This window comes from Bifidobacterium apri, from assembly GCF_009299485.1.
GTDB lineage: Bacteria > Actinomycetota > Actinomycetes > Actinomycetales > Bifidobacteriaceae > Bifidobacterium > Bifidobacterium apri.
The window spans coordinates 72,106-99,073 of record NZ_WBSO01000007.1; the positions used below are offsets into that span (position 1 = coordinate 72,106).

Genomic DNA, 26,968 nt, shown 5'->3' on the forward strand with positions numbered 1-26,968 from the left:
ACGGCAACCGTCAATCCGACGTGACATCGGAGACCTGGTGTGCCTGTTCCCGGCGCTCTTCCTGCTTCATCTTGAGCACACTGGCCAACGCCGAACCGCCCAAGGCGAGCACGATCACCAGAAGCGACAGCCATGTCGGCACTTCAGGAACCCACGATACCGGATGGCCGGCATTGATAAACGGCAGCGAATTGCCGGACAGCGCTTCCATGATGAGCTTGATGCCGATGAACCCGAGGACGACGGACAAGCCAACAGGAAGGTAGACGAGCTTGTCGAGAAGCTTGCCGAGCAGGAAATACAACTGCTGCAAGCCCAACAGGGCGAACACATTCGATGTGAACACGATGAACGGGTCTTTGGTCAGGCCGAAAATCGCAGGAATCGAATCAAAGGCGAACATGACATCGGTTGTGCCGATGGTCAGGAACACGATGAGCATCGGCGTCCAGAACCGTTGACCGTTGACCACGGTATGCAATTTCTCGCCGTCGTATTCGTCCGTGATCTTCATGACCTTGCGCAAGGCACGGATGATGCCGTTTTCGTGGTATTCCTCATCTTCGTCGTGCCCGGTGACCAATTTCAAGGCGGTGACGATGAGGAAGGCGCCGAACAGGAAGAACACCCAGGTGAACCGCTGGATGATCGCCGCTCCGACGAGAATGAAGATGCCACGCAGCACCAACGCGACCGTGATGCCCACGCTCAGGACGTATTTCTGCAATTCCTTGGGAACCGCGAAATTCGACATGATGATGACGAACACGAACAGATTGTCGATGCTGAGCGAGTATTCGGTCATCCACCCGGAGTAGAACTCGACCGCAGGTTTCGCCCCGGCGACCGCCCAGATGATGCCGCCGAAGATCAGTGCCGCGACGACGAAGAAGGCGATATGCTGCACGCACTCCTTGGTTGACGGCACATGGGGTTTGCGCCCGATGATGAACAAGTCGACGACGACGAATACAGCGAGAACCGCGAAGGTCGCGATCATGAATGCTACCGGTGTTTCTGCCATGCTCACCAGCATAGAAAGAGCGGCTGACGCACTGGCACACAACGACGCCCACACCGGACATTGCGACGCGCCATCGGCCAGCCCACTCTCTTTTCTCTCTCCTCCCCCGCATGCGCTGCGTGTCCGCCGCTGGTATGTACTGGTATAGGCAGCTTGCACGACCTGACTTGGCAGCCGGTATGCTTGAACGGTGGTCCGCTACTGCTGCGCCTGAGTCATATGCCGCAACTCCTTCTTCAAATCACGAATCTCATCGCGAAGACGTGCTGCGAGCTCGAACTGGAGCTGTTCGGCGGCAGTATGCATCTGCTCGCTCATCTGACGGATAAGATCAGCCAGATCCTGCGCCGGCAGCCCCGCTTTGAGGATCTCTTCATGACGTTTATCGATTTCCTCCTGGTCGGCATGAGGTACGCCGAGGTGTGAATTGCCGGCCTTGCCTGCGTTCCGATACCCGCCCTCGAGCAGGCTTTGCGTGTCGACATCCTCCTTGGCGATCATATCGTTGACATCGCTGATCTTCTTGATCAGCGGCTTGGGGTCGATATGATGCTCCTTGTTGTAGGCAATCTGCTTGGCGCGGCGTCGTTCGGTCTCAGTGATCGCCTTGTTCATGGCGTCGGTGACTTCGTCGGCGTACATGATGACCGTGCCGGATACATTACGCGCGGCGCGTCCGATGGTCTGGATGAGCGAACGATAGGAGCGCAGGAACCCTTCCTTATCGGCATCCAGTATCGCCACCAGCGAAACCTCAGGCAAATCGAGACCTTCTCGCAGCAGATTGATACCGACGATCACATCGATTTTGCCTTCGCGCAGCTCGCGGAGCAGTTCGACGCGCCTGAGCGTGTCGACGTCTGAATGCAGATACTCGACTTTGATGCCCTTGTCCAGCAGATAGTCGGTCAGATCCTCGGCCATCTTCTTGGTGAGCGTGGTGACCAGCGCGCGTTCGTTCTTCGCGACGCGATCTTTGATCTCCGCGAGCAGGTCGTCGATCTGCCCCTCGACCGGCCGGACCTCGATGTTCGGGTCGAGCAGGCCTGTCGGACGGATGATTTGTTCGACCACGCCGTCGGACAGCCCAAGTTCATAATCACCCGGGGTCGCCGACAGATACACGGTCTGCCCGACGCGCTGGAGGAACTCGTCCCATTTGAGCGGACGATTGTCCATAGCTGAAGGCAGACGGAACCCATGCTCGACCAGCGTGCGTTTACGGCTCGCGTCGCCTTCGTACATGGCACCGATCTGGGGAACCGTGACATGGGATTCGTCAATGACCAGCAGGAAATCGTCGGGGAAGAAATCGAGCAAGGTGTGCGGCGGCGTACCCGGATCTCGGCCGTCGAAATGCCTCGAATAGTTCTCGACTCCGGCGCAGGTGCCCACTTGGGTAAGCATCTCCAGATCGTAGGTCGTGCGCATGATCAGGCGTTGCGCTTCGAGTTCTTTGCCCTGTTTGCGTAGTTCGGCGACACGTTGGTCAAGTTCCTCTTTGATGGTGCGCAACGCACGCTCCATGCGTTCAGGCCCCGCGACATAATGCGAAGCCGGGAAGATATGCACCTGGCTGACATGGTCGATCACGTCCCCGGTAATGGGGTGAAGCGTCGAAATGCGGTCGATCTCATCGCCGAAGAACTCGATGCGGATAGCCAGCTCCTCATAGACCGGAATGATTTCCACCGTATCGCCACGCACACGGAACGTACCGCGGGTGAACGCGATATCGTTCCGCTTGTACTGCATATCGACGAATTTACGCAGCAACGTATCGCGATCGATCTGCTGCCCCTCTTTGAGAAACAGCATCCTGCCGGCGTATTCTTCAGGCGTGCCCAAACCGTAAATGCAAGACACGGTGGCGACCACCACACAATCACGGCGAGTGAGCAGATTCGCAGTCGCTGCATGGCGCAGACGCTCTACGTCGTCGTTGATATTCGAATCTTTTTCTATATAGGTGTCCGTTTGCGGGATATAGGCTTCAGGCTGGTAATAGTCGTAGTAGGACACGAAATAACTTACGGCGTTGTCCGGCATGAGTTCGCGGAATTCGGCGCACAGCTGCGCAGCCAGCGTCTTGTTCGGCTCAAGGATCAGCGTCGGGCGTTGCAACCGTTCGATCAGCCACGCGACCGTCGCGGTTTTGCCGGTGCCGGTCGCACCCATGAGCACGACGTCGTTCTCACCGTTGGTGATCCGCTCGGCGAGTTCATTGATGGCTTGAGGCTGATCCCCGGAAGGCTTGTAGGGGGCCTTGACGACAAATGGTTTGTTCGTGCGTTCAATGGAAATACTCATGGTTGCCCTCCCCGTACGTTCCGCATGACCCGTGCATATATCGATGGGACCAGCTTACCAAGCGATTCGTACAAATGTTCGATACCATGATCTGCCCGTATACCGCCTGCATATGCTTGCCGACGCTCGTCATGCTTTCGCTTCGCCGAGCCATGCAGCGTACAGCGTATCGACACGCGCCAACATGGCCGGAAGATCGACCGTGGCATCCACGACGACATCAGCAATCGCCATCCGCGCCGATTGCGGGCTTTGACTGGCTATGCGGGCTTGCGCCTGCGCCTGACTCATCCCACGCGTGCGGACCATGCGTCCGATGCGCACGTCTTGGGGCGCTTCGACAGTCACGATATGGTCGAAACGGAATGGCAGGTCCTGGATGACCTCCGCCAGCAGCGGAATGTCATGGACGATCACGGCGTTGCCGTCCTTGCGTGAAGCCTCGGCATCCAGCTGTTGCGCCAGCTGGTAGATCAGCGGATGCTCGATGGCGTCGAGACGTTGCCTGGCACGCGGATCCGCATGTGCGCCGAACACTTGGTCCGCCAGCCATGCGCGGTCGAGTGTGCCGTCGTCCCTGACGGCTCGATCGCCGAAAACCTCCACGATACGGGGCAGTGCCGCTCCCCCGGGTTCGACGATCTTCCTGGCAAGAATATCGTAATCGACGACAGCCGCCCCCAGCTCGCCGAGCCTGCGTGAGACGGTGCTCTTACCGGCCGCGATGCCGCCAGTCAGTCCGATTCGTATCACCATGCTGTCCATCGTAGCCGCACGGCAAGCCGACACGGGCATACAGTAATGGCCCCGGTCACCGAAGTGCCGAGGCCATTGCTTGGTCTGTTCAGTCAGTGTTGTCAGTCAGTGATGACTGGCATCGCTCACTTCTCGCCCTTGAGCAGCTGTTCGCGCAGCGCGGCCAGCTGGTCGGAACCGGCGAGAGTGCCTTCAGACGCATTGTTCGAGGAGTAGTTGGAGGTCTCCTGGACCTTCTCCTCACGAGGAGCCTGACCGTCCTCGGCTGCGGAAGCCGCGGCGTTTTCGAGCTCCTTGGCGACGAACGCCTTGTGCTCTTCCCACAGGTCGTGAGCAGCGGCGTACTGGGATTCCCATTCCTCGCGCTGCTTCTCGTATCCGGCGATCCACTCGTTGGTGTTCGGGTCGAAGCCTTCCGGATACTTGTAGTTGCCGTCCTCGTCGTACTCTGCAGGCATGCCGTAGAGTGCCGGATCGAAGTCCTCGGAGCTCGGGTCGACAGCGTCATTCGCCTGCTTGAGCGACAGGGAGATACGGCGACGATCGAGATCGACGTCGATGACCTTGACGAACACGGTCTCGCCCTGCTTGACCACGGTCTCCGGGTTCTCGACGTGGCGGTTGGCCAGCTCGGAGATATGCACCAGGCCTTCGATGCCGTCTTCGACGGACACGAACACGCCGAACTGCACGATCTTGGTGACCTTGCCCTTGACGATCTGGCCGGGAACATGGGTGCGAGCGAAGCGCTGCCACGGATCTTCCTGGGTGGCCTTGAGGGACAGCGAGATACGCTCGCGGTCCATATCGACGTCGAGCACCTCGACGGTGACCTTCTGGCCGACCTTGACGACCTCAGACGGGTGATCGATGTGCTTCCAAGACAGCTCGGAAACGTGAATCAGGCCGTCAACACCGCCCAGATCGACGAATGCGCCGAAGTTGACGATGGAGGACACCACGCCTTCACGGATCTGGCCCTTCTTGAGCTGGGACAGGAAGGTCTCACGGACTTCGGACTGGGTCTCCTCGAGATACTGGCGACGGGACAGCACCACGTTGTTGCGGTTCTTGTCGAGTTCCAGAATCTTGGCCTTGATCTTCTGGCCGATGTACGGAGACAGGTCGCGCACACGACGCAGCTCGACGAGCGAGGCAGGCAGGAAGCCACGCAGGCCGATGTCGACGATGAGGCCGCCCTTGACAGCTTCGATGACGGTGCCTTCGACAACGCCATCGGCTTCCTTGATCTTCTCGATGTCGCCCCAGGCGCGCTCATACTGTGCACGCTTCTTGGACAGGATAAGACGGCCTTCCTTGTCTTCCTTGGTCACGACAAGGGCCTCGATGGTGTCGCCGACTTCGACGACATCGTCGGGATCGACGTCCTTCTTGATGGAAAGTTCGCGGGAGGGGATGACACCCTCGGTCTTGTAGCCGATGTCGAGCAGGACCTCGTCACGGTCGACCTTGACGACCGTGCCCTCGACCAGATCACCATCATCGAAGTTCTTGATGGTGGAATCGACTGCCTTGATGAAGTCTTCTTCGGTGCCGATGTCGTTGATCGCGACCTTGGTGACTTCCGTATTGTTTTCTGCCATTAAAATAGTGGTTTCTGTTAATGAATAGATGGATAAAATCGTTCTTCAATTATGCGGTAAGCCTTTTGAGACATACCTTGACTGAGTTTAGCGTGTGCTATGCACAAATGCCGTCGGTGAAATGCGGCGTGTCGCGCCCCGCCATCTCGCCCGCAAAGCGCGACGGCATACGTCAACGGGCAGCGTTTCGCTCGGCGATCTCCACGACGTTCGCCAGCAGCATGGCACGTGTCATCGGCCCCACCCCGCCAGGATTGGGTGTATAGGCTCCAGCCTTGTCATAGCACGCTTTGTCCACGTCGCCTTTGATGCGATACCTGCCCGCCTGCTCGTCCCAGACACGGGAGACGCCGACATCGACCAGTACCGCCCCTGGCTTGACATCGTCTGGCTTGACAAAGCCCGCCGAACCCATCGCCGCGATGATCACGTCGGCACGTCGCATATGCTCGTGCACATCCTTGGTACCGGTATGGCACAAGGTGACGGTCGCATTGACGCTCCGCCTGCTCAGCAACAGCCCGATCGTGCGGCCGATGGTGATGCCTCGCCCCAGTACGCACACTTCCTTGCCGTCAAGATCGATGCCGTAATGGTCCAGCAACGTCAACACACCGCGAGGCGTGCATGGCAGCGGCGTGGCGATATCGCCGGACGTATGCAGCACCAGCTCCCCCAGATTGTAAGGGTGCATGCCATCGACATCTTTGCCGGGATCAATCCTTGCAATCATCGATAATTCATCGACATCGGCCGGCAACGGCAGCTGGACGATGAAGCCCGTGCACGCCGGGTCGGCATTGAGTTCGTCAATTGCCTGCGCTATCTGCGATTGCGTCGCCCCTGCCGGCAAATCACGCCGAATCGAGGTGATGCCGACCTCGGCGCAGTCCGCATGCTTTCCGGCAACGTATTTGACGGAGCCCGGGTCATTGCCTACCAGAAGCGTTCCAAGACCGGGCTGGATCCCTTGCTCCTTGAGCGCCGCGACCCTTGCGCCCAGATCCGCTTTGATCTGGGCAGCCACGCTTTTGCCGTCCAATACGATGGGCATGCTGTGCCTCCTGACGCCGCCCCGACTGGATGGACATGCCGGTGCCGCCCCGGAGCGGACAAGGGCGGCACAACGTATATTTTCTGTATCGTAAGCTATCGTGGGGAAAGAACATGCACGCATTCCGGCATGCGGAGCACTCAGCAGACCGAGGGCTCCGCGAACAGGGCAGACAGACAGAGAAAAGGTGGCAGCATGAGTACACGGGGGTTTGGCAGGCGATGGACAACATGGTTCGCGGCACTGGCGGCGATCATGGTGCTCCTTCCACTCGTCGGGTGCAGCCCTGTACCACGCCCGTCGTCTTCCGCTACCCCTTCGGCGACATCATCGAAGGGGCCGATCGCCGTTGTGGCATCCGTCAACCAGTGGGGCACCCTGGCACAGGAAATCGGCGGGGACGACGTGAACGTCACGACCATCCTGAATTCCACCAATGTTGATGCGCATGATTTCGAGCCGAAAACCTCGGACATCGCCGAGATCCAGAAAGCCCAAATCGTGGTGACCAATGGCGCCGGCTATGATTCATGGGCTACGAAGAGCATCGCCAAAGGCACGGTCAGCGTTTCCGCCGCTTCCACCGTCGGCGCCATCGCAGGCGACAATCCACATCTGTGGTTTTCCAAGGACGCGCGCAAAGCGATGGCGGCCGAATTGACCGACGCGTTCTGCAAAATCCTGCCGTCCAAGAAGAAATCCTTTGAACAGCGGCTCAAGACCTGGCAGAAAGAGGAATCCGAACTCGAAGCCGCCATGTCGGCGTTCGCCAAGAAGCATAAGAACACCACCTATGCCGCGACGGAGGCTGTGGCGTATTATCTGATGTCCGATATGCAATTCAAGGACGTCACCCCGCAAGGTTATCTGCAATCGGTTACGTCAGGTGGAGAGGCGGCCCCCGCTGATTTGCAGGATTTTCAAGATCTTCTGCAATCAGGCAAAGCTGCACTGCTGGTAGACAATCCCCAGGAATCCAGCGACTCAGCCGCTTTGCTGAAAAAGACCGCGACCGAGAACAAGGTGCCGGTCATCGAAATCACCGAGCAAATGCCAGCCGATCAACACACCCTGACTGGTTGGATCTCTTCGCTCGTCGACACGCTGTCGGAAGAAGTCACCGCTTCGCAATCCGATTCCAAGGGCGGCACGTCCAAGGATGGCGCATCGACCGACGCGAGCTCGCCGAGCGCTTCTTCAACCCCTTCTTCCACAGCCGAATCCGGCTCCCCTGACAGCACAAGCCCCTCATCGGCGCAGTAGCGGCGGCGAAGGCAGTCGAGACAACAGGCAGTTGTTTCACCGCTAAATGAGAATGATTGTCAGCATCATTTGTCATACTGAAACCAGCATCGCATCCGCCTCGCCCCATAAGGGACATGAGGTCGGGTGCACCTGAATTCCACAGATAACCCACGGGGAGGTACGCATGGCACAGTCAGCGCCTCAAGCCGGCGAGCACGGTGACCACAGCGGCACCGGCACACCAAGCGCACAACAGCCGGCCGCAATCGTCTTCAGCGACGCGGCGGTCAGTCGCGGCGACCACGTAATCTGGAGCCACGGAACCTTTTCCATACCACGCGGATCAGTCACCGCCATCGTGGGAACCAATGGCGCCGGCAAAACAACCATGATGAAAACCGAACTCGGACTTCTGCCGCTGGCGCATGGCAGCGTGGACGTGCTGGGCGAGCCGGCAGGCAAATCCAACAAACGCATCGGGTACGTGCCGCAAAGCTATACCTCCGATATTGATTCCAATCTCACCGCTGAACAATCGGTGTTGCTCGGGCTGACCGGCACGCGATTCGGCTTCCACATCACCACCAAAGCACAGCGCAGCCGCGCCCGTGAGGCGATGGACTTCGTCGGCGTGGCAGACAAAGCGTCCTACCGCCTATCACAGTTGTCCGGCGGACTTCGCCAGCGCGTCGCAATCGCTCAGGCGTTGGTGAGCGACCCGGAACTGCTCATGCTTGACGAGCCGCTGGCCAACCTCGATCTCGCCAGCCAACGCGCGACCGTGCATGTGCTGGCACGGCTCAATCATGAGCTCGGCATGACCATCCAAGTCGTCGCCCATGATTTGAACATGCTGCTGCCGATCCTCACCGGAGCGGTGTATCTGCTCGACGGGCACCCCCATTACGCCGCGATGAACGACGTACTCGACGCGAATCTGCTCACCCATCTGTACGGAACGACCGTTCAGGTCGTGACCACGCCGCAAGGCGATATGTTCGTCACCCCGTCAGCGGATGAACCTGCTGACATCGAGCAGGATACGCATGCGCCTGTCGAAGTGGCGCAATTCCATCATCACGGGCATCAGCACCATCAGCAAGATGCGCCCGCTGCCGCGCAACCGGCGGAAAGGTCATGATCCACATGAGCGACATCGATTTCTCCTTCGACCCCCAATGGGCGCAAACCCTCAGCATGCCATTCATGCACAACGCGTTCATCGCCGGACTATGCATTGCGGTGGCTGCCGGCGCCATGGGATACTTCACCATCGCCCGGCATTCCACATTCGCCGCCCACGCCTTGGCGCACATCGGACTGCCTGGCGCAACCGGCGCCGTGCTCCTCGGACTGCCGGTATCCTTCGGCCTTGGCGTCTTCGCCCTTGCCGGCGCGCTGGTTATCGGAGCACTCGGGAAACGAGCATCGCAACGCGAAATCGCCACCGGCACGGTGCTCGCTTTCGCCACGGGTCTCGGCCTGTTCTTCGCACGACTGTCAAGTTCGGCATCCCAGCAAATGCAATCCATCCTGTTCGGTTCGATCCTGACGATCACCGACGATCAGGTCATCGGTTTCGCATTGTTCGACATTCTGCTGGTCATCGTGCTCGCGGTCGTGTACCGCCCGCTGCTGTTCAGCTCGCTGGATGAGCAGGTGGCCCAAGCCAAAGGCGTGCCGATCGGATTGATGAATGTGCTGTTCATGGCGATTATGGCGGGCGTGATCACCATTGCGGTACCCGCGGTGGGAACTCTGCTGATCTTCGCGCTTGTCGTCACCCCCGCCGCGACCGCGAATATCGTCGCCTCCTCCCCCTTGAAAGCCATGTGCACGGCGAGCGTATTGTGCTTGGTGTCCATCTGGGGCGGGTTGGTGCTGTCAGCGATGTTCCCGGCTCCCCCGAGCTTCATCATCGTGACGCTGTCCACCCTGTTCTGGGGTGTTGCGCGAGCCATCAGCGCACTGCGCGCCACGAACGCGTGACGAAGACGGCATTCGGAGACACTCGAGACGGCAGATCCGTGGTGCGGTTTGCCCGGCAAGCTGCACCACGGACTCCTACCCGTTGTTATATTGCAATCGTGGGTTTCGCGGAAGCGAATGGCAACGCATGTGGCAAGGCTCGCAGCCGTCTCATCACGACAGCGAAGCCGCACCGTCGCATTCCACGACCATCGCGGTCGCCATGGCGGCGAGCCCTTCCCCCGCTCCGGTGAACCCCATGCCATCGGTGGTGGTTGCGGTGATGGATACCGGGCAACCGGCGGCGTGTGACATCATCTGCTCCGCCTGGCGCCGTTTCGCGCTCATTTTCGGCCTATTGCCGATGACTACCACGCTTGCGTTCAACGCCATGAACCCATGCTTGCGCAGGGTGTCGCGCGTCGTTTGGAGCATATCGAATCCATGTGCCCCTGCCCCGGCGCTGTCGGCACCGACGCCGAACAGCATGCCGATATCACCCAAGCCGGCGGCGGACAGCAACGCATCAATCAAGGCGTGCGCGGCGACGTCCCCGTCAGAATCCCCCTCGATTCCGATGCCTTCCCATTCGAGGCACGCCAGCCACAATGGCCGGGAATCCTGTGCGAAACGGTGGGCGTCAAACCCTATTCCCACACGCGGGACATTCGGCATCTGCCCGGCTGGAGCCTCATGCGTCGCCGACACCAAAGTCACTTCTTCTTGCTCTTGGACTTCTTCTTTTCCGCCTCAAGACGAGCCAAGGTCTGCGATGCGGGCTCTTCAGGCGCCTGGGTGTGATGCTTCTCGTCGCCCGGCAACGGATCGGCGTAGCCGAGATTGACGTCGAGCAGCCGCTGCGCCTCCTCCTCGGAGATGTCTTCAGACAAGGAAATCTCAGACGTGAGAATACTCCGCGCACGCGTGAGCATACGCTTTTCGCCGGCGGACAGACCATGCTCGTCGACATTGCGCTGGGACAAGTCGCGCACGACCTCGGCGATCTGGTTCACGTCACCCGTCGAGATCTTCTCGACATTCAGCTTGTACCGACGCGACCAGTTCATTTCCTTCTCGACAATCGGCGTACGCAGAATGCCAAACACCTTGGATACCGCGTCGGCGTCGACGATGTCGCGAACCCCGACCTTTTCAGCGTTTTCCACAGGGACATTGATGACCAGACCGTCAGAGGACAGGACAGACAACTGCAGGTACTGCCGTGTGACGCCCTTCACCGTACGCTCGGTAATTGCATCGACCCGTGCCGCACCATGACGCGGATACACGACCATATCGCCGACTTTGTAACCCATGAACCCTCCGTGAACGACGTGTCAAAGACCGTAACCTTACATATTATGCCAGCAAGCCAGGACGTGACCATTGCCGTCCCGCCGTTGTATCGACCCTGACAACACGCCCATGCATCACAACGGGCACAAATGTGAGAAGAAACACACGACACGACGGGATTTTTGCGAAGATTGCGGGTAGGCTCGTAGTATGACCACTACGAACACGAGAATCAATGGAGATGTCATCATGTTTACTGTAGATCAAGGAACACTGGACGCCGTCAGCAACGCGAGCTACTACAATCCCCATGAGGTGCTTGGCGGCCATTTCGCGCAGGACGACGAGCGCACCGTAACCGTGCGGGTCTTGCGCCCGCTGGCAAGCAGCGTTGACATCATCACCGAACAGGACGGCAAGCGTGTCCGCCACGCCGCCGAGCATGAGCACAACGGCGTCTTCCGCGCCACAGTCCCCGCCATCGAGACGCGGGACGGCTGGGGCGTACCGGATTATCGCGTGGCAACCACCTATGAGAACGGCGAGACAGTCGTAGAGGACGACCCGTACCGTTACCTGCCGACTGTCGGCGATCTCGATATGTACCTGTTCGGCGAAGGCCGGCACGAGCGGCTGTGGGAGGCGCTCGGCGCACGCGTCATGCATTACGACGACCCGATGGGTTCCAACGACGGCACCCCCGGCGAGCAGTTGGTCGGCACCGCGTTCAGCGTCTGGGCGCCGAACGCCCACGCCGTGCGTGTCGTCGGAAACTTCAACGGCTGGGACGGTCGCAAGCACGCCATGCGCGAACTGGGATCCTCCGGTATCTGGGAGCTGTTCATCCCCGGCGTGCAGGCAGGCGAGATCTATAAGTATCAGATTCTCAACGCGAACAACGAATGGGTAATGAAAGCCGATCCGATGGAGCGCTCTCATGAGGTTCCGCCAGCAACGGGATCGATCGTGGTCGAGTCGCATTTCGATTGGGACGACACGGCATGGATGGACCACCGCAAGCGCACCAATCCGCACGACGGTCCTGTCAGCATTTATGAAGTCCACGCGGGCAGCTGGAAGAAAGGCATCACGAACTACCGCGAGCTCGCCGACCAGCTGGTCGATTATGTGGCGAAGGAAGGCTTCACCCACGTTGAATTCATGCCGCTTGCGGAACACCCGTTCGCCGGTTCGTGGGGCTACCAGGTGACCGGATACTACGCCATCGACTCCCGTCTCGGCGGTCCTGATGATTTCAAGTACTTGGTCGAGAAATTCCATGAGGCCGGCATCGGCGTCATTATGGACTGGGTTCCGGCGCACTTCCCGAAGGATGCCTTCGCCCTCGGCCGCTTCGACGGCACGCCGTTGTACGAAGACCCGGACCCGACACGCGGCGAGCACCCGGACTGGGGCACGTACATCTTCAACTTCGGCCGCAATGAGGTGCGCAACTTCCTCGTCGCCAACGCCTGCTTCTGGCTGGACGAATACCATATCGACGCGCTGCGTGTCGACGCGGTCTCCTCGATGCTGTACCTCGACTACAGCCGCAAGCCTGGCCAGTGGCATCCGAATATCTACGGCGGCCGCGAAAATCTCGAAGCCATCGACTTCCTCAAGGAAGCCAACGCCACCGCGTACAAGAACAACCCGGGCATCATGATGATCGCCGAGGAATCCACCGCGTATCAGGGCATCACCGCTCCAACGGATCAGGGCGGCATCGGTTTCGGTCTCAAGTGGAATATGGGTTGGATGCACGATACGCTGCAATATCTGCACGAGCAGCCCATCAACCGCAAGTGGCACCACAACGAGATCACATTCTCGATGGTCTACGCCTATTCCGAGCATTACGTCCTGCCGATCAGCCATGACGAGGTCGTATACGGCAAGGGTTCGCTCTTCGGCAAGATGCCCGGCGACGATTGGCAGCGGTATGCCGGCGTGCGTGCACTGTTCGCGTACCAGTGGGCCCATCCCGGCAAGAAGCTGTCGTTCATGGGCAACGAAATTGCCCAGTACGGCGAATGGGACCACAACGGATCGGTTGATTGGGATGCGCTCAACTGGAAGGAACACCGCCAGGTGCAGCATCTGGTCGCTGACTTGAACGCCCTGTACAAGGCGCATCCGGCGTTGTGGAGCCAGGATTTCGATCCCGCTGGCTTCCAGTGGCTGACCAGCGATGACGCCGATCACAATACGCTGAGCTTCGTGAGGATCGGCACCAAGGGCGAGCAGCTGGTCGTCGTCGTCAACTTCTCCGGCGAAGCTTGGGAAGATTACCAGGTGCCGCTGACGCGTGGCGGTCGCTGGCGTGAAATCCTGACCACCGATGACGAGCAGTACGGCGGTTCGGGCATCCACAACGGCGAATTTGAAGCCGATGCAGGGGCCTATCATTCTCGCGATTGGTCGGCGAAACTCACCATTCCGGCGTTGGGAGCTGTATTCTTGGAACCAGAGAACTGAAAGGCGGTCCCCAATGCTCAACACTTCAGCACGCCAGAACCCCAAGAAATCGCGCACAATTCTGGTCGTCGAAGATGAACCCGATCTCGCCACTGCCATAGCGCAGCGCATTACCGCGAACGGATGGACGGCACGCGTCGCCGGTGACGGCGCGTCCGCCGTCCGCGCGGCAAAGCAGCTCAAGCCCGATCTGGTCATCATGGATGTCATGCTGCCCGTCATGGATGGCATCGAAGCGACGAAACGCATCGTCGCCGAACGTCCAGTCCCGGTGTTGATGCTCACTGCGCGTGACGCCGAATCAGACAAAGTCATGGGTCTTGGCGCAGGCGCCGACGATTACATGACCAAGCCGTTCTCGCCGCGTGAACTTATCGCGCGGTGCGAAGCCCTGTTGCGCCGTGTGGAGCGCGCCACCATCATCGCCAAGAACTTGGAAAACGAGAAGATTCTCGATTTCGGTTCGCTGGTCATCGATCCAAGGCAGCGCATCGTCACACTCAACGGCGAACAAGTGCATCTCACCCCCACCGAATTCGATTTGCTCGCCACCCTCGCGCGCAAGCCGAAAACCGTGTTCAAGCGCGAGAAACTGCTCGAAGAGGTTTGGGATTGGCCCGATGCCTCCGGAACCCGCACTGTGGATTCCCATGTCAAAGCGTTGCGCCATAAGCTCGGTTCGGAAATGATCCGCACGGCACACGGCGTCGGGTATGCCTTCGAACCGCCGGAGTCTGACAACGACGGCACCGGAAGCGAGGCGCATTGATGGCTCAGCAGTCAGGTTCGCCCCGGTCCGGCCAATCCGCGAAGAAACGGCCGCGGGCGAACCGGCTGTTAGGCAGTGAACGGCCAATCGGCTTCTTCTCATCGCTGAAATTCGAATTGTCCGTTCTGATTGTCATTTCAACCGCCATCGCTTTCGTCATGGCATGGTTCCTGCTCAAAGTCGGTCTGTCCGGCTGGGTGGCCATGCCGATTACGCTTGCCGTGGCCTTAGGCATCACCTACTTCTTCTCGCGTGGGTTGACCACGCCGCTACGCCAGATGCGTGACGCCGCGGAAGCCATGGCAGAAGGCGATTACACCGTCCGTGTCCAGACCGGAACAGACAGCAATGATGAAATCGGCATGCTGGCCAGATCCTTCAATGAGATGGCCGAGGAACTCCAACACGCCGACCAGATGCGCAACGACCTGATCGCCAACGTCAGCCATGAGCTGCGCACGCCGGTTTCGGCGTTGCAGGCGATGCTGGAAAACCTCGCCGACGGCGTGGTCGAACCGACCCCGGCGAATATGGAAAGCATTCTGAACCAGACCCACCGGTTGAGCGATTTGATCGCGTTCCTGCTGGATTTGTCCCGCATGGAGGCAGGTGCCGCGAGTTTGCAGATCGAGCGGTTCAATTTCGCCGATTTCATCGATGAGACCATTGAGCCCTTGGAAATCGCTGATTCCGGCCATGCCCACACCATTGACATGCATGTGCCCGATGATTTGACCATGGAAGGCGACCAAGACCGGCTGCGCCAATTGTTCACGAATGTCATCGGCAATGCGCTCAAGCACTCCCCCGATGACACTGCGGTGCTGATTGAAACCCATGAGAACAAGACCAACGACACCATCGTGACGAATGTGGTCAATTTCGGCTCCCAGATTCCTGTCGAAGCCAGAAGCGATATCTTCCGGCGCTTTGTCAAGGGCAAAACAGGCCCTGGCACCGAGTCGGGCGGTACCGGGCTCGGACTGTCCATCGCGAGGTGGGCCGCCCAGTTGCACGGCGGCACGGTACGTGTCGTGGACGATCCGCGCGGCGCGGACTTTGAAATCACGTTGCCGAAGCACCATATTCAGGCGGATGCCGTCAAGCCCCCGCATCGCGAAGAGGCATAAGGCTGAGCCCGAATACATTCCGGCGGGTGTCACGGTTCATTCCGTGGCACCCGCCATTGTTTGTCAGTACCGCACGACATACTGGAATCGAACATATGTTCGAACGGAGGTATGTGATGGTCGTCAGCATCAAAACGCGCCAGCTCGGCATCACCGGCGCCGATACCGGCAATATCCGGCTGTCTGGTGTCATTTCCGCAATCCATCCGGCTTCGGAATCCCCCATCCCGGTGCCGCAGGCGCTCGAGTCGGTACATGCCGGTTTTCCCTCGGTCGCGCAGGATTATTTCGACGGCGACTTCAGCTTTGACGAACACATCATCGCCCATCCGGACACCACGTTCATCGTGACTGTGGCCGGTGATTCGATGCAGAATGCGGGAATCTGGGACGGCGATCTGCTGGTGGTCGACCGGGCCCTCGACCCGCAGGACGGCGATGTGGTCGTCGCCGTCCTTGATGATGAACTGACCGTGAAGCGACTGGTCATGCACGGCCGAACACCGGTGCTGCACCCGGAAAACCCCGCATACCCGGATTTCATTCCCTCCCCCGACCAAGACCTGCTGATTTGGGGAGTAGTGACCGGGAATTACCACTGGCAGCGCAAGCCGGGGCAATGCCGTATGGAACAGCCGGTTCCGTCGGTTGCATATCCGGGAGCGAAACCAACCATGCGCAACGTCGCCGCTCCCTTGCATCCAGACGCCTACCAGCACCGAGGGTGGGGGTCGCACCATGCCTGAACAGCCCCATACGCCAAAACACCCGATCGTACTCGCCGACGCCAATAATTTCTATGCTTCCTGCGAGGCCGTATTCCACCCGGAAGTCGCCGGGAAACCGCTTGTGGTCTTGTCGAACAACGACGGGTGCGTGGTGTCCCGATCAGCCGAAGCCAAGGCGCTCGGCATCGCCAACGGCACGCCATGGTTCACCATCCGCCAAGAGGCGGCATACGACCAGGTCATCGCCCGAAGCTCCAACTACGAACTGTACGGAAGCCTGTCCCATCGTATGATGTCCATCATGTCAAGGTTCCTGCCCGGACAGGAGATATACTCCATCGACGAATGTTTTCTGCATTCGCCATGGGACACCGAGCGGACACGCCTGATCGCCGCCGACATGCGGCGAACCGTACTGCAAGGGGTGGGTATACCGGTGAGCATCGGCATAGCCCCCACCAAAACCTTGGCGAAAATCACGAACCACTGGGCCAAACGTCATCCCTCGTCCCACGGCATTACCACATGGAGCGACTTGTCACGCAACGATCACGGCACCGCAGTGCTCGCTTCCACGGAAATCGACGACATCTGGGGCATCGGCAGAAGACTGGCGAAACGCCTGCGCGGTCTTGGCATACGGCAGGCCGCACAGCTGCGAGACCAAGATCCCGCCGCCATGCGCCGGCTGTTCTCGGTGCAACTCGAGCGGACGATTCTAGAACTGCGAGGCGTGCCGTGTATCGCCGAAGACAATGACGCGACCGGCGGCAAACGAGACTCACAAATACTATGCTCCCGTATGTTCGGCACCCCGATCCGCGGGGAGGAAGGACTCAGGCAAGCGGCATCCGTATACGCCCAATACGCGTGCAGAAGACTCCAGCGGCAGCATAGCCTGTGCACACGGGTCTCAGTGTTCTGCGCCAGCAGTCCGTTCAACGCACACGACCAATACTCGTCCGCCTGCGGCAGCATCCTCTTGCAAGATCCGAGCGACGACCCGGTCATCATATCCGCGGCCGCCAGGCAGGCGCTCCATGGCAGAATCACCCCTTCGGTACGGTATGTGCGGGCCGGTGTCATGCTCACCGGGCTTGTCGATGCCGATGCTTATGACACGCTGCCCACTCTGGGCGCGCGGACAGACCCCGGTCTGAGCGAAGCATTCGAACAGGTCGCCAGACGATTCGGCCCGGCCCACGTGGGCATCGGCTATGCGGGAATCCGGGGAGACGGCAGAAACAACGGCGACACCGGCGCCTCATGGACCATGCGGCGCGAGATGTTGTCGGCACGATGCACAACTCGCTGGGACGAAATGCCGGTCGTGCGCGCCGACTGACGGACACCCCTGCGGACATTGGCCTGCTGTCAGGCTTGACAAGCCAACGAATACCCGTGCGCGTAATCCGGACCAACGCTTCGGCATGTTCAGCCCGCGCGAGGCGGCGTATCAGCCAAGGCGACCGCGGCCGAAACACAGACCCCGGCACAGGCGAGGACATCCGCGCATCCACGCAATGTGGATCCCGTCGTAATAATGTCATCCAACAGCAGCACTGTTGCGTCTCCAGCCCCATGCCAAGATCCACGCAACCGGAACCGCTCGCCCATGCGGTCAGCCCGCTGCTGCGCGCTGGACAGCCCGACCGACCGTCCACCATGTCGTGCGACCGACAGCACGTCGGCGACAACAGCGTCATACCCGTATTCCTCACGCAACAGGCGGCACACCATACGCGTCAGGATACGCATATGACACCTGCCACGAGCCCGGACTGACCGGCCGGACGAAGGCACCGGAACAAGCATCAGCCGATGGCCGTCTTCGACACCCCCGCAACCGTTCAGCCGGCCCAGCATCATATCGGTTGCGGCAGCGAGATACCGGGCAAACACCGCATCACACTCCCGATCGTCATGATCTTTCCAGGCAAGCACCGCCGACCTCGCGCGACCCGAATATCGCGCGCATGCGAGGGTACCGCCGGGAAGGCCGGGAAGCGGCCGAGACGGATAAGCCGCGAACAACGCACGGCAATCGGAGCACAGCACCGTATCCGGTTCGCCGCACCCAGCGCATCCACGCGGCAACACCGTCATCGCAAACGGGGATGACAACCATACGGAAAACAAGTCACGCAAGCGCATACATCCGACGGTATCGACACGCCCCATCGCTGCGCCAGCGCACACCATCGATGTGGTCAGAAGTCATGAATCGGGACAGTCAAGCGCTTCAGCCAGCGGCCAACAGCCCCAAGCCGTCACCGCCAGAGCAGCCTTGTCTGCCGAACAGCGCGAATGCACAACCATGCACAGGCGTAACGGCGCACGCAGCACAAGCCGCGCACCCCATCCGCAATGCGTCTAGCCCACGCGGCGGTCACACCACGCAACGCAGACAATGCTCATGCAACCACTGGCAGGCGGCGAATGAGTTCATCGCACACCACCAGGGTCTCCTCCGGACCGGTGACGCGAATGGCCATCGTCCCGGCGTTCACGGCCGGGTAATCATTACCGTCCGGGTCCATACGGTCACCGAGATACACCATCTGCGGCACGTCGATATGCAGCGCGGCGGCCAATTGCCGAACGGCATACGCCTTGTCCACGCCACGCAAGGAGATATCCACACTCGTTGAGCCACCGGAGCGGACCGCCAAATCAGGAACGTCAGCGCTTACGGCTTCGGCGAGACGGTTCTTCTTCTCATTGGTCGGATCCCAGGCCTCCTTCGCCTCCAACGGAGCAAGCTGGCCAAGCGCCGAGAACGTGATCTGGCTGCCTCGATCCTCGATGCGCTCCCCCCACACCCGATCTTCCCAAATGCCTTGCTCCTTGGCGTGTCGTTCCAGCGAACTGATGGCCGCCTGCCGCTCGGCGTCACTGAGATTATGCTCATACACGCATTCCCATCGGGTGCCATCCCACCGGTAATAGCGGGTGCCGCTGGTCGGCATGAGATGCATATTGGCTTTGCACGCGCGATCGTCAAGCATATCGAGAATCTGGCTTTGGACCAAAGAAAACCTGCCGCCGGTGATAATCGCCACCGGCAGACGGTGGGTCAACGCGGTCAGGCAATCAGCGATGTGCGGGGAAATCGGTTTTTTCGACCTCGCGAGCGTACCATCAAGGTCGAAGGCAATCGCTTTCGCCTCAGATGCCACGGCGTCAAGATCAAGCTGCCGCCATGAATGAATCGCTGTGGCGTTCATTGTTCCTCCTTGCCGAAATACACCATGCCATCCTAGCGCAATCCTTGCCTCGACATACAGTTGACGGCATGCTGCGAGCACCTTGGCAATTACACGTATACCGCAACCGGCACGGCCGCGGAAGCCGCACCCCGATGTTCGGGGTGAGAATGCCCCGATACCGGACGAAAAGCGGCATGTTCGACGATATGGTCGCCTCCCAGCTGCGCAGACTCCACGGAGCATGGCCAGAGCTGGTGCAACCAGTGCAGTTCGCCGTCGAAGACGTCCCGCCGTCCGACCCGGCGCCATGGCAGGCAGATCCGGACTTGTCTTCCCAATGCTTCCCCGCCGGGCGCGGCACGCCCGCTCGTATCGTCCTGTACCGGATGCCGATCCAAATGCATGCACGCACCCGCATGGATCTGCAATTCGCCATCCGCGATGAACTGGTCAGCCGTCTTGCCGAGCTGTATGGCCGCAGACCAGAGGAAATCGACCCCGACTGGGGCCTTGATTAGCCGCGGACGACCAGACGCGAACGATAAGGGCGCATGGCAGCGGCAGATCACGGCGATCAGGCGAACGTCCTATGCATCAGACGACATACGCCGTGAACGGTCAATGCACAATGCGTTGATCGTTCACAGTCAGCACCTCGCGACTCTGAGGCTCCAACGATGACGCCGGCAGATATGCGGCCTGCGCCACTTTGCCTGAAGACAGCGACGCTTGGGACAGCCTCGCGCCCCACACAATGTTCTTGCCCGCGCGGCAGGTGAACAGCTGAGTGTTATCGCCGATATCCGCAGGATCGACCGACACGCCTGTCGTAGCCCCCACGGATATGCGTTTGCTTCCTGTTGCGTTGCCGGACGCATCATAGCCGTGCAGTGTCACGGTTTGGTCGGTGTCGGAGAGATTGACCAATTGCAGGGTCGCCGACACCGAGGACGGAATGACCAATCCTGATGCACGCTGCCCCGATTCACCGGGGATGAACGCAAAATCAGCCTGACCGGAAGCACTCTGGCTGACTGTCGCCTGGACACTGATCTGGGATGTGGCATCGGCGAACAAGCCGGTCGCGTCGTCCGGGGCATTGCCGAGATCGACTGCGGTGACCCTGTTGCCGGGCACCGTGACCGTCTTCGCCTCCACACGGCCTTCACCGGTGACCCAAGACAATGTCACCGTGGTATTGCGTTCCGCGTAGACAAGCGCAGTCACGGCATCCCCCTTGACCACGCCGGGCAAGGCTTGGGTCAGCGCAGGGTCGCCCAGAGGAAGAACGACATCGGATCCCAACGGTTTCAACCCCTGCATACGAGTCACGTTCACCACGGACGCAATCGGCGTTTCCGTGCTCGACACGGTGACATAGACACCCTGTTGCCCTGGTGCGGCGGCGGAAATGTCAAGCGTCGCCTGCCCGCCCGCAGCGACCGTCAGCGTACTGGATGTGGACAGCGACAGCTTCCCCGCATGTTTCGTACCGTACACGGTCACATCAAGCGAAGTCGACTTCTGCGAAGGATTGGACACCACCAGCTGCTCGGTGACACCGGTTTGCGTCGCCGGAAGCAGGAATGCGTCGGTGAGTGCAGTCGGCACGCAGGAAGCGGCGGACATGCCCCTGAGATCTCCCGAAGTCGCCCATGAGGCCATCGAACCGATCACACCGGTCCCGGATTTCGCCTCCAACAATTTGGCGTCGATGTACTGGGCGTTCTTCGTGACATCCCCGGCAAGCGTTTTGACATTCGCCGAATCCAGCAGATTGTCGTCAGAAAGCTCGCTGGATTGCGCATCCTCGCCGGACAATGGGTAATTGTAGACATCAGCTCCATACACGGAACCGAAGGCAGCGTACAATGCCGCGGATGTGATATTCCCTGCAGTCGCCTGATACTCGCTGTCTCCGAAATTCTCGTCATCCGCAAGCGTCATCTGTTGCGGACACAGCAAGCCGTATTGCGTCTGGCTGACATGTTGCACGGTCGTCGCCGATGACACCGAAGACCGGTCAATCAGCCACCGGGCAGGCTCCAACACAGTCAACGCCGCGAACACCGCAACAATGAGGATCATGGTCAACACGGCCACAAGGACACGGCGGACCGTCGATGCGGTGTGACGGCCGGCGCCGCCGCGTTTCCGGTTGGATAGCTCCTGGCTCATGCTTCATCCTCCTCGTCATCGCTCATCATACCGGCACCCGGACGAGGCAGGGCGACCAGACAGTACGCCGCGATGACCACACCCATGCTCCACAGCCACACATAACGCCAACCACGCGTTTGCAGCCTGTGTTGCGCGGATGTATCAACGTGCTGGGTCGCGGTTTCGGTTGCACCTGCGACACGGTAATACGTGCCGCTGTCTGCGCTGACGACGGTCTGCACGCCATCGCACGCAGTGATATTCGCAATCAGATTCCCTGTTGCCGTTCTCGCAGCGTTGTTCGACGTATTGGACACCACGTAGATTCCGCCGAATCCGAGTTGGCCAATCGCCGCGATCGCATCGTCGTCCGAACCGGAAAGCAACGCGGCGCTTGCCTGGGCGATGGTCTGATATGCGGCGTCGTGTTCCCCCGACACAAACTGAGCACGCAACGCAGGCGACGCATCGATCAAATCGCCTTTGCTGGTGCGCAGCACCGAATAATCGACCGAATTATCGGTTTGCGCCTTCAATGCGAGCACCCGGGAGTCACTGTTTTTCGCTAGATAGTCGGTAGCCACCATAGGCAGGCCGGCGGTGCTTCCACCGATATGCTGGCTGGGAGACGCGAATGCGGCAAAACCACACCACGCCGTGGCGAATGCCACCATCACGATGACCAGTACAGCGCGCCCGGCGCGAGTCACCGTCGTTGTACGGCGGGATTGTTCCGGACGTGCATGGACAGCACCCTCTTCCGCTCCAAGAGACGATTTCAATGGGCGGAACCGCCGCACAGCGCCTCCGGCGACCAAACATACGCAAGACAGCAACGACACCATCACCAATGCCATGCCCGGAAGCACGGAACCAGCGACTTCGCCGGAAGCGTCAACTGCGATGGTCACTCGGGAAGACGCCAAGCACAGCACCGCTCCACAGACGGCGACCACCCACATCATGCGCGAGACCCTCAGCGCGAACGGCAGGAACAGCGAGAGGACCGCCAGCGCAACCACGGCGGCAAGCGCAACCACTGAAGCAACATGCCATGCCGTTTGTGAGTCGAGCGAACTCCAGTCGCCGCTACCGCTGACGCCGAATGTCCGACGGACCACATCGGCAAGACTCAACGCGGTCGGCGAGCCGTTGACGCTGCGCAGAGGAATCGCGATATCGCCGAACAACTGTCGCCACATACCTTGCATGCCGTTACGGATGACGTTGGACAGGGTCGGCGCGACAGCGAATCCTGCAGGGAACGGTATCAGCAGCAGCATGGCGCGATGCTTGGGCACCATCATGAGAAACACGATGAACGCGACAACCAAAGCAAGCAGGGTCTGTGGTTCGGACAACACAACGATGACAAAGCACAATGCCGCGCACGCCGCCGACTGGATCGACGCCTTCGGTTTCATCGGATCTTCGGTATGGTACATGCCCACAGCACGGAATACGAACGCGAAAGCCGCAGGCAGGAACACCATCATGGTGAGCATCGCGAGATTCCCGGACTGATACAATCCCATCGCCGCAGCAAAGGAGACCCACATCAGCCCGCCGGCGATTCTCACCGAGTCGGAACGGGTGAACACTCCCGCCAACGCCCAGAACGACAGCGCTGCGAGCGGTGCGGAAGCGAAGTACATAACACTGATCGCCGTGGCGACATGACCGAGTGTGAACACGGATGCGATCGTGAGCACCAACAACCATGGCGTCGGAGGGGCTGCGCGCCCCACACCGCCGCCGAACACCCATTGGGTGGTGGCGGATTCAACCAATTGCCGCCAACTCGCGCCGGTCGGCAGCCATTGGTCTGAATACAATGTGCCACCCGTTGCCAACGATCGCACCAAAGGCCATTGCCAGCCAATCAAGAGGCATAGCACAACGAGCGACATCAGTATCGCACCGGTCCACCGCCGAATGAGCCGTGTGCGCAGATGCGCTTTGGCCAACGGGCTGAGCAGGATGACATGGCGTTGGCTGTCCAACGCGCGACGGCGGTCACGCCACCGTGCAATCTGCTGCCGATCCGCCACCAGTTGTTCGAGACGGGATTGGGACACCTTGCTTTGCCGGGCGACAAGACGACGAGCCTTGATCGCACGCGGGAACGACACCAGTGCGGACCATGGCATCACCAGCTCGCACAGGGCGTCATACGGTTTTTTCGCGAACAGTTTTCCCACAGCACGGGCCAGCGAGGCGGGCAGGCTGCATAGCCACCAGACCAGCCACAACAGCATGCGGGTATCCGTATACGCGTATCGTTGTTCGGCGCGCATCCGCGTCATCGACGTATGTTGTGGTTCCTCCTCGTCGATGGGCATGCCGCCACGGGTGCGAATACCTTCGAATCTTGCGCGCCGATGGGCGATACGCGCGCGGGGAACGACGACGACACGACCGCCGCTGAGACATATGCGACGGCAGAAATCCGCAGACTGCGCGAAGGTGCCGAACCACGATGAAATACCGTGGAGCATGCGCAAAGTATCGACAGGAACCAGTGCCCCGGCGAGCGATACGGCGAACACATCCTGCCTGCCGTCATACTGCTCCTGGTCCGGCTCCCCATCGACGACCAAGGAATACAAACGGTGGTGGCCAGCATACTTGCCGACGTCGTGAAGGTTCTCCCCCGACCAGTCAAGCTGTTTCGCGCCCAGGATCGAAGCGGTCGGAGCATTATGCCATGTTTCGATCAACGATTCGAGACAAGCGGTATCCGCCGGGCGGGAATCGTCGTGCAACATCCACAGGCCGCGAATCCTCGAGTCGAGCCGCGCCGCCTCCGTGGCTTGGGAAACCGCTTGCGCGAAAGATTTTGCACCGTCGACCGCGACGATGCGCACCGACACCTGTTTGGTCTGCGGCAAACGCATGGCAGGCCCTGCGGGCATGGGGATGACTTCGAATGAGGTCTGGAGCGGTCGTGCCAGAGCGCCTGTGCAATCGGCGATGACCACGACCGACGGCAACACGCTTTGTGCCAGCACGGCCGACAGCGTGGACGCGAAGAACCTCCGGTCTTCCTCGACGGTGATCACCGCCGCCACGGAGTCGTCGACGTCTTGGCTGTGCGTATATGTGCGCGCCGCCAACACATCTCCCACCAATTGTTCGATGCCGCTGCCTGTCAAATCCATAGTTCCCAGTGTACGCAAGGGGGCGAAAGCCTCACGCCCGGCGACGCTCCTTCTTGTAGCGCCGGCGCTCCCGTTCACTCATGCCGCCCCAAATGCCGAATCGTTCATCATGATCGACAGCCCAATCGAGGCATTGTTCACGTACTTCGCACAATTCGCATACCTGCTTGGCGTCGCGCGTCGAACCGCCTTTTTCCGGGAAGAACACCTCGGGATCGGTCTGTGAGCATAACGCCTTGGTGCGCCATGACTGCCCGTCCTGCTCGTCAAAAATCCCCCAAGCGCCATGCTGCGAGCACGAACCGACGGCACCGTTACCGTCGTAGTTCCGTGATTCACTCCGCATATCTCCTCCTTGGTATTTGGCAGTATCACTGAGTTCCAGCATATACGCCGAACCGCCGATATAACAACCCCCTGATGCATACGCAGTCTGCACGGGGGCATCGTATCAGAGTGCTGATGCGGAGAATGGCAAGCGGAGCCGCTTCACAATACTGACTGAAAACAAAATGTGAGTGTCGGGGGGATACTGTGAATACGACACGTTTCATCGTCATATTGGTCTACAATGGCTTGGTCTAGGAGAGCACAACATCCGAGTTCGGCCAAGGCTGACGATTCACAGGAAGGTTCCAAGCGTGACATCCCATCGCAGCAACCATAAGCTTCCCAACCTCAATGGGTGGAATCAGTCGAAGCCCCGTCACAGCCTCGGCTACCGCACTCGGCATCAGGCGCGTTCCGTGGTCGTGTGCGTGGTTGCCGCCGCCTTGGTTTTCGTCGGCAGCGCCGCCGCCATGACATGGTATGACATCAACCATGTCATCGACACGAACTCCATCAACATCATCCCGCAAAAATCAGGCTCAACACAGGAAGCTGTCGTTGACCCCAACGCCGGTCAGACCATCAATATCCTGCTGCTCGGGCAAGATACACGCAGCGGTGAGGAAAACAAAGCGCTCGGCGGCCCCGGTGATGCGGAGAACCATCAGTCCGACACCGCAATGGTCTTGCAGATCAGCGCCGACCGTTCGTATATCAACCTGGTATCCATTCCCCGCGATTCCATTGTGAACGCCCCCAGCTGCCAGACCAGTAAAGGCACCATCGCCGCACGGTATGAAGTGATGTTCAATTCGATTTTCGCCAACGCCTACGCCAAAGGCGGCGATTTGGCTTCCGCCGGCAGCTGCACCATGGCGGCGGTCAATTCGTTGACCGGGCTGGATATCGAGAACTTCGTCATCGTGGACTTTGCCGGCATGCGCGACATGGTCGATGCACTCGGCGGCGTTGATTTGTGCATTCCCGTCGCCACGAAGGACGCAACCACGGGTATCAATCTGCAACCCGGCATGCAGCACCTCGACGGTACGACAGCGACCGAATACGCTCGTATGCGTCACGGGACAGGCACCGACGGTTCGGACATCATGCGCACGACGCGCCAGCAGTACCTGGTCAAGGAAATCATCAAAGAAGCGCTGTCGAAGAACCTGCTCACGCAAAGTGCACAGCTGTATCAGCTGGCGAAAACCGCGCTCAAATCGCTCAATATCAGTTCCGGGCTTGCACACGCCTCCACATTGGTGGGATTGGCGATGAGCCTGAAAGACCTCGACCCAACTCATCTGTATATGCAGACGATCCCAGTGACTTCTTGGACGAAAGACAAGAACCGCGTTGTCTGGGCTTCGAACGCGGACGACGTATGGGAGAAGCTGCGCAAGGAAGTGCCACTGACACAGACTGAGACCACCGCTTCAGATTCCCCGTCAGACAACTCGTCCGCCTCCCCCAGCGACTCGGATGACACCAGCGCATCCGAGTCGCCATCGGCGTCGGCATCAGCATCGGCGACTGAGACCGTCGATCCGACGACCGGTCTGATCACCCGCGCCGACGGCACGCTCATTGACCCGAACACCGGCGGTATCGTCAACAAGAAGAACGGCACCATAACCGATCCGACAACAGGACAGTATCTGGGCATCGCCGATCGCTATCTCAGCGCCACCGTATGTGCGGTTAATGCGCAGGAATGACGAAAATCCGTGACAGTGTGCCGGC

Annotated in this window: 21 protein-coding genes and 1 pseudogene; 10 read left to right on the forward strand and 12 right to left on the reverse strand. The window is 59.9% G+C overall.

Annotated features, from left to right (window positions below; translation table 11 throughout):
• Window positions 1-10: 10 nt before the first annotated feature.
• From DSM100238_RS05900 to DSM100238_RS05920, 5 genes are all read right to left on the reverse strand, one after another.
• On the reverse strand, window positions 11-1,024 hold the full coding sequence (locus DSM100238_RS05900; RefSeq protein WP_152355756.1) for a TerC family protein: 1,014 nt from the start codon (window positions 1,022-1,024) through the stop codon (window positions 11-13).
• 198 nt (window positions 1,025-1,222) lie between these two features.
• Window positions 1,223-3,334 carry an excinuclease ABC subunit UvrB gene (uvrB, locus tag DSM100238_RS05905; protein WP_152355757.1) on the reverse strand — a complete coding sequence of 704 codons (2,112 nt, stop codon included), beginning with the start codon at window positions 3,332-3,334 and terminating at the stop codon, window positions 1,223-1,225.
• 129 nt (window positions 3,335-3,463) lie between these two features.
• Window positions 3,464-4,090: a dephospho-CoA kinase gene (gene coaE / locus DSM100238_RS05910; RefSeq protein ID WP_152355758.1), complete on the reverse strand. Its 627-nt coding sequence runs from the start codon at window positions 4,088-4,090 to the stop codon at window positions 3,464-3,466.
• Between the two features lie 125 nt (window positions 4,091-4,215).
• Complete coding sequence (gene rpsA / locus DSM100238_RS05915; RefSeq protein ID WP_152355759.1) at window positions 4,216-5,694, reverse strand: 30S ribosomal protein S1; 1,479 nt, start codon at window positions 5,692-5,694, stop codon at window positions 4,216-4,218.
• Between the two features lie 172 nt (window positions 5,695-5,866).
• Window positions 5,867-6,748, reverse strand: a complete 882-nt coding sequence (locus DSM100238_RS05920; RefSeq protein WP_152355760.1) for a bifunctional methylenetetrahydrofolate dehydrogenase/methenyltetrahydrofolate cyclohydrolase — start codon at window positions 6,746-6,748, stop codon at window positions 5,867-5,869.
• A 195-nt stretch (window positions 6,749-6,943) separates the two neighbouring features.
• On the opposite strand from DSM100238_RS05920, the gene DSM100238_RS05925 reads away from it, so the two are divergent.
• The 3 genes and pseudogenes from DSM100238_RS05925 to DSM100238_RS05935 all read left to right on the forward strand — a co-directional run bounded on the left by DSM100238_RS05925 (window position 6,944) and on the right by DSM100238_RS05935 (window position 9,982).
• On the forward strand, window positions 6,944-8,011 hold the full coding sequence (locus DSM100238_RS05925; protein ID WP_240812376.1) for a metal ABC transporter solute-binding protein, Zn/Mn family: 1,068 nt from the start codon (window positions 6,944-6,946) through the stop codon (window positions 8,009-8,011).
• 166 nt (window positions 8,012-8,177) lie between these two features.
• Window positions 8,178-8,777, forward strand: a pseudogene (locus DSM100238_RS09760) (ATP-binding cassette domain-containing protein); the annotation flags it as partial.
• 362 nt (window positions 8,778-9,139) lie between these two features.
• A complete protein-coding gene (locus tag DSM100238_RS05935) occupies window positions 9,140-9,982 on the forward strand; it encodes a metal ABC transporter permease (protein WP_152355762.1) in 843 nt (280 codons plus the stop codon).
• Window positions 9,983-10,135: 153 nt separating this feature from the next.
• Here the strand turns inward: DSM100238_RS05935 and ispF are convergent, their stop codons facing one another.
• Together ispF and DSM100238_RS05945 are read right to left on the reverse strand one after the other, a co-directional pair.
• Window positions 10,136-10,636: a 2-C-methyl-D-erythritol 2,4-cyclodiphosphate synthase gene (gene ispF / locus DSM100238_RS05940; RefSeq protein ID WP_152355794.1), complete on the reverse strand. Its 501-nt coding sequence runs from the start codon at window positions 10,634-10,636 to the stop codon at window positions 10,136-10,138.
• Window positions 10,637-10,674: 38 nt separating this feature from the next.
• Window positions 10,675-11,277 (reverse strand): CarD family transcriptional regulator, encoded by a 603-nt coding sequence (locus tag DSM100238_RS05945; protein WP_152355763.1) that lies wholly within the window; start codon window positions 11,275-11,277, stop codon window positions 10,675-10,677.
• 190 nt (window positions 11,278-11,467) lie between these two features.
• Here DSM100238_RS05945 and glgB point away from each other — a divergent pair, with 190 nt between their 5' ends.
• The 5 genes from glgB to DSM100238_RS05970 all read left to right on the forward strand — a co-directional run bounded on the left by glgB (window position 11,468) and on the right by DSM100238_RS05970 (window position 17,707).
• Entirely contained in the window at window positions 11,468-13,735 is a 2,268-nt protein-coding gene (glgB, locus tag DSM100238_RS05950) for a 1,4-alpha-glucan branching protein GlgB (RefSeq protein WP_167511067.1), read from the forward strand.
• 13 nt (window positions 13,736-13,748) lie between these two features.
• Window positions 13,749-14,504, forward strand: coding sequence for a response regulator transcription factor (locus DSM100238_RS05955; protein WP_152355765.1), 756 nt, complete (start codon window positions 13,749-13,751; stop codon window positions 14,502-14,504).
• Window positions 14,504-15,634: a sensor histidine kinase gene (locus DSM100238_RS05960; RefSeq protein WP_240812377.1), complete on the forward strand. Its 1,131-nt coding sequence runs from the start codon at window positions 14,504-14,506 to the stop codon at window positions 15,632-15,634. Before DSM100238_RS05955 ends, DSM100238_RS05960 begins: the two co-directional genes overlap by 1 nt.
• A gap of 95 nt (window positions 15,635-15,729) precedes the next feature.
• Window positions 15,730-16,380, forward strand: a complete 651-nt coding sequence (locus DSM100238_RS05965) for a LexA family protein (RefSeq protein ID WP_240812378.1) — start codon at window positions 15,730-15,732, stop codon at window positions 16,378-16,380.
• Complete coding sequence (locus DSM100238_RS05970; protein ID WP_152355766.1) at window positions 16,373-17,707, forward strand: Y-family DNA polymerase; 1,335 nt, start codon at window positions 16,373-16,375, stop codon at window positions 17,705-17,707. Before DSM100238_RS05965 ends, DSM100238_RS05970 begins: the two co-directional genes overlap by 8 nt.
• Window positions 17,708-17,796: 89 nt before the next feature.
• Here DSM100238_RS05970 and DSM100238_RS05975 read toward each other — a convergent pair whose 3' ends face one another.
• Window positions 17,797-18,120, reverse strand: a complete 324-nt coding sequence (locus tag DSM100238_RS05975; protein WP_152355767.1) for a ComF family protein — start codon at window positions 18,118-18,120, stop codon at window positions 17,797-17,799.
• Window positions 18,121-18,776: 656 nt separating this feature from the next.
• Entirely contained in the window at window positions 18,777-19,589 is an 813-nt protein-coding gene (locus DSM100238_RS05980) for an HAD-IIB family hydrolase (RefSeq protein ID WP_152355768.1), read from the reverse strand.
• A 68-nt stretch (window positions 19,590-19,657) separates the two neighbouring features.
• On the opposite strand from DSM100238_RS05980, the gene DSM100238_RS05985 reads away from it, so the two are divergent.
• Window positions 19,658-20,089 (forward strand): metallopeptidase family protein, encoded by a 432-nt coding sequence (locus DSM100238_RS05985; protein ID WP_152355769.1) that lies wholly within the window; start codon window positions 19,658-19,660, stop codon window positions 20,087-20,089.
• A 100-nt stretch (window positions 20,090-20,189) separates the two neighbouring features.
• Here the strand turns inward: DSM100238_RS05985 and DSM100238_RS05990 are convergent, their stop codons facing one another.
• The 3 genes from DSM100238_RS05990 to DSM100238_RS06000 are packed head-to-tail and all read right to left on the reverse strand — an operon-like array spanning window position 20,190 to window position 25,238.
• A complete protein-coding gene (locus tag DSM100238_RS05990) occupies window positions 20,190-21,749 on the reverse strand; it encodes a DUF5719 family protein (RefSeq protein ID WP_152355770.1) in 1,560 nt (519 codons plus the stop codon).
• On the reverse strand, window positions 21,746-24,892 hold the full coding sequence (locus DSM100238_RS05995) for a glycosyltransferase family 2 protein (protein WP_152355771.1): 3,147 nt from the start codon (window positions 24,890-24,892) through the stop codon (window positions 21,746-21,748). Before DSM100238_RS05995 ends, DSM100238_RS05990 begins: the two co-directional genes overlap by 4 nt.
• A 31-nt stretch (window positions 24,893-24,923) precedes the next feature.
• On the reverse strand, window positions 24,924-25,238 hold the full coding sequence (locus DSM100238_RS06000; RefSeq protein WP_152355772.1) for a WhiB family transcriptional regulator: 315 nt from the start codon (window positions 25,236-25,238) through the stop codon (window positions 24,924-24,926).
• A 295-nt stretch (window positions 25,239-25,533) separates the two neighbouring features.
• Between DSM100238_RS06000 and DSM100238_RS06005 the strand changes: the two genes are divergently transcribed.
• A complete protein-coding gene (locus tag DSM100238_RS06005; RefSeq protein ID WP_152355773.1) occupies window positions 25,534-26,943 on the forward strand; it encodes an LCP family protein in 1,410 nt (469 codons plus the stop codon).
• Window positions 26,944-26,968 lie beyond the last annotated feature (25 nt).

Coding starts and splice junctions, on each gene's coding strand:
- DSM100238_RS05960 (WP_240812377.1), top strand. CDS start 14,504: ATGGCTCAGCAGTCAGGTTCGCCCCGGTCCGGCCAATCCGCGAAGAAA.
- uvrB (WP_152355757.1), bottom strand. CDS start 3,334: ATGAGTATTTCCATTGAACGCACGAACAAACCATTTGTCGTCAAGGCC.
- DSM100238_RS05900 (WP_152355756.1), bottom strand. CDS start 1,024: ATGGCAGAAACACCGGTAGCATTCATGATCGCGACCTTCGCGGTTCTC.
- DSM100238_RS05990 (WP_152355770.1), bottom strand. CDS start 21,749: ATGAGCCAGGAGCTATCCAACCGGAAACGCGGCGGCGCCGGCCGTCAC.
- ispF (WP_152355794.1), bottom strand. CDS start 10,636: ATGCCGAATGTCCCGCGTGTGGGAATAGGGTTTGACGCCCACCGTTTC.
- DSM100238_RS05995 (WP_152355771.1), bottom strand. CDS start 24,892: ATGGATTTGACAGGCAGCGGCATCGAACAATTGGTGGGAGATGTGTTG.
- DSM100238_RS05945 (WP_152355763.1), bottom strand. CDS start 11,277: ATGGGTTACAAAGTCGGCGATATGGTCGTGTATCCGCGTCATGGTGCG.
- DSM100238_RS05970 (WP_152355766.1), top strand. CDS start 16,373: ATGCCTGAACAGCCCCATACGCCAAAACACCCGATCGTACTCGCCGAC.
- DSM100238_RS05925 (WP_240812376.1), top strand. CDS start 6,944: ATGAGTACACGGGGGTTTGGCAGGCGATGGACAACATGGTTCGCGGCA.
- DSM100238_RS05935 (WP_152355762.1), top strand. CDS start 9,140: ATGAGCGACATCGATTTCTCCTTCGACCCCCAATGGGCGCAAACCCTC.
- DSM100238_RS05920 (WP_152355760.1), bottom strand. CDS start 6,748: ATGCCCATCGTATTGGACGGCAAAAGCGTGGCTGCCCAGATCAAAGCG.
- DSM100238_RS05980 (WP_152355768.1), bottom strand. CDS start 19,589: ATGAACGCCACAGCGATTCATTCATGGCGGCAGCTTGATCTTGACGCC.
- coaE (WP_152355758.1), bottom strand. CDS start 4,090: ATGGTGATACGAATCGGACTGACTGGCGGCATCGCGGCCGGTAAGAGC.
- DSM100238_RS05975 (WP_152355767.1), bottom strand. CDS start 18,120: ATGCGTATCCTGACGCGTATGGTGTGCCGCCTGTTGCGTGAGGAATAC.
- DSM100238_RS05985 (WP_152355769.1), top strand. CDS start 19,658: ATGCTGCGAGCACCTTGGCAATTACACGTATACCGCAACCGGCACGGC.
- DSM100238_RS05965 (WP_240812378.1), top strand. CDS start 15,730: ATGTTCGAACGGAGGTATGTGATGGTCGTCAGCATCAAAACGCGCCAG.
- DSM100238_RS05955 (WP_152355765.1), top strand. CDS start 13,749: ATGCTCAACACTTCAGCACGCCAGAACCCCAAGAAATCGCGCACAATT.
- glgB (WP_167511067.1), top strand. CDS start 11,468: ATGACCACTACGAACACGAGAATCAATGGAGATGTCATCATGTTTACT.
- rpsA (WP_152355759.1), bottom strand. CDS start 5,694: ATGGCAGAAAACAATACGGAAGTCACCAAGGTCGCGATCAACGACATC.
- DSM100238_RS06000 (WP_152355772.1), bottom strand. CDS start 25,238: ATGCGGAGTGAATCACGGAACTACGACGGTAACGGTGCCGTCGGTTCG.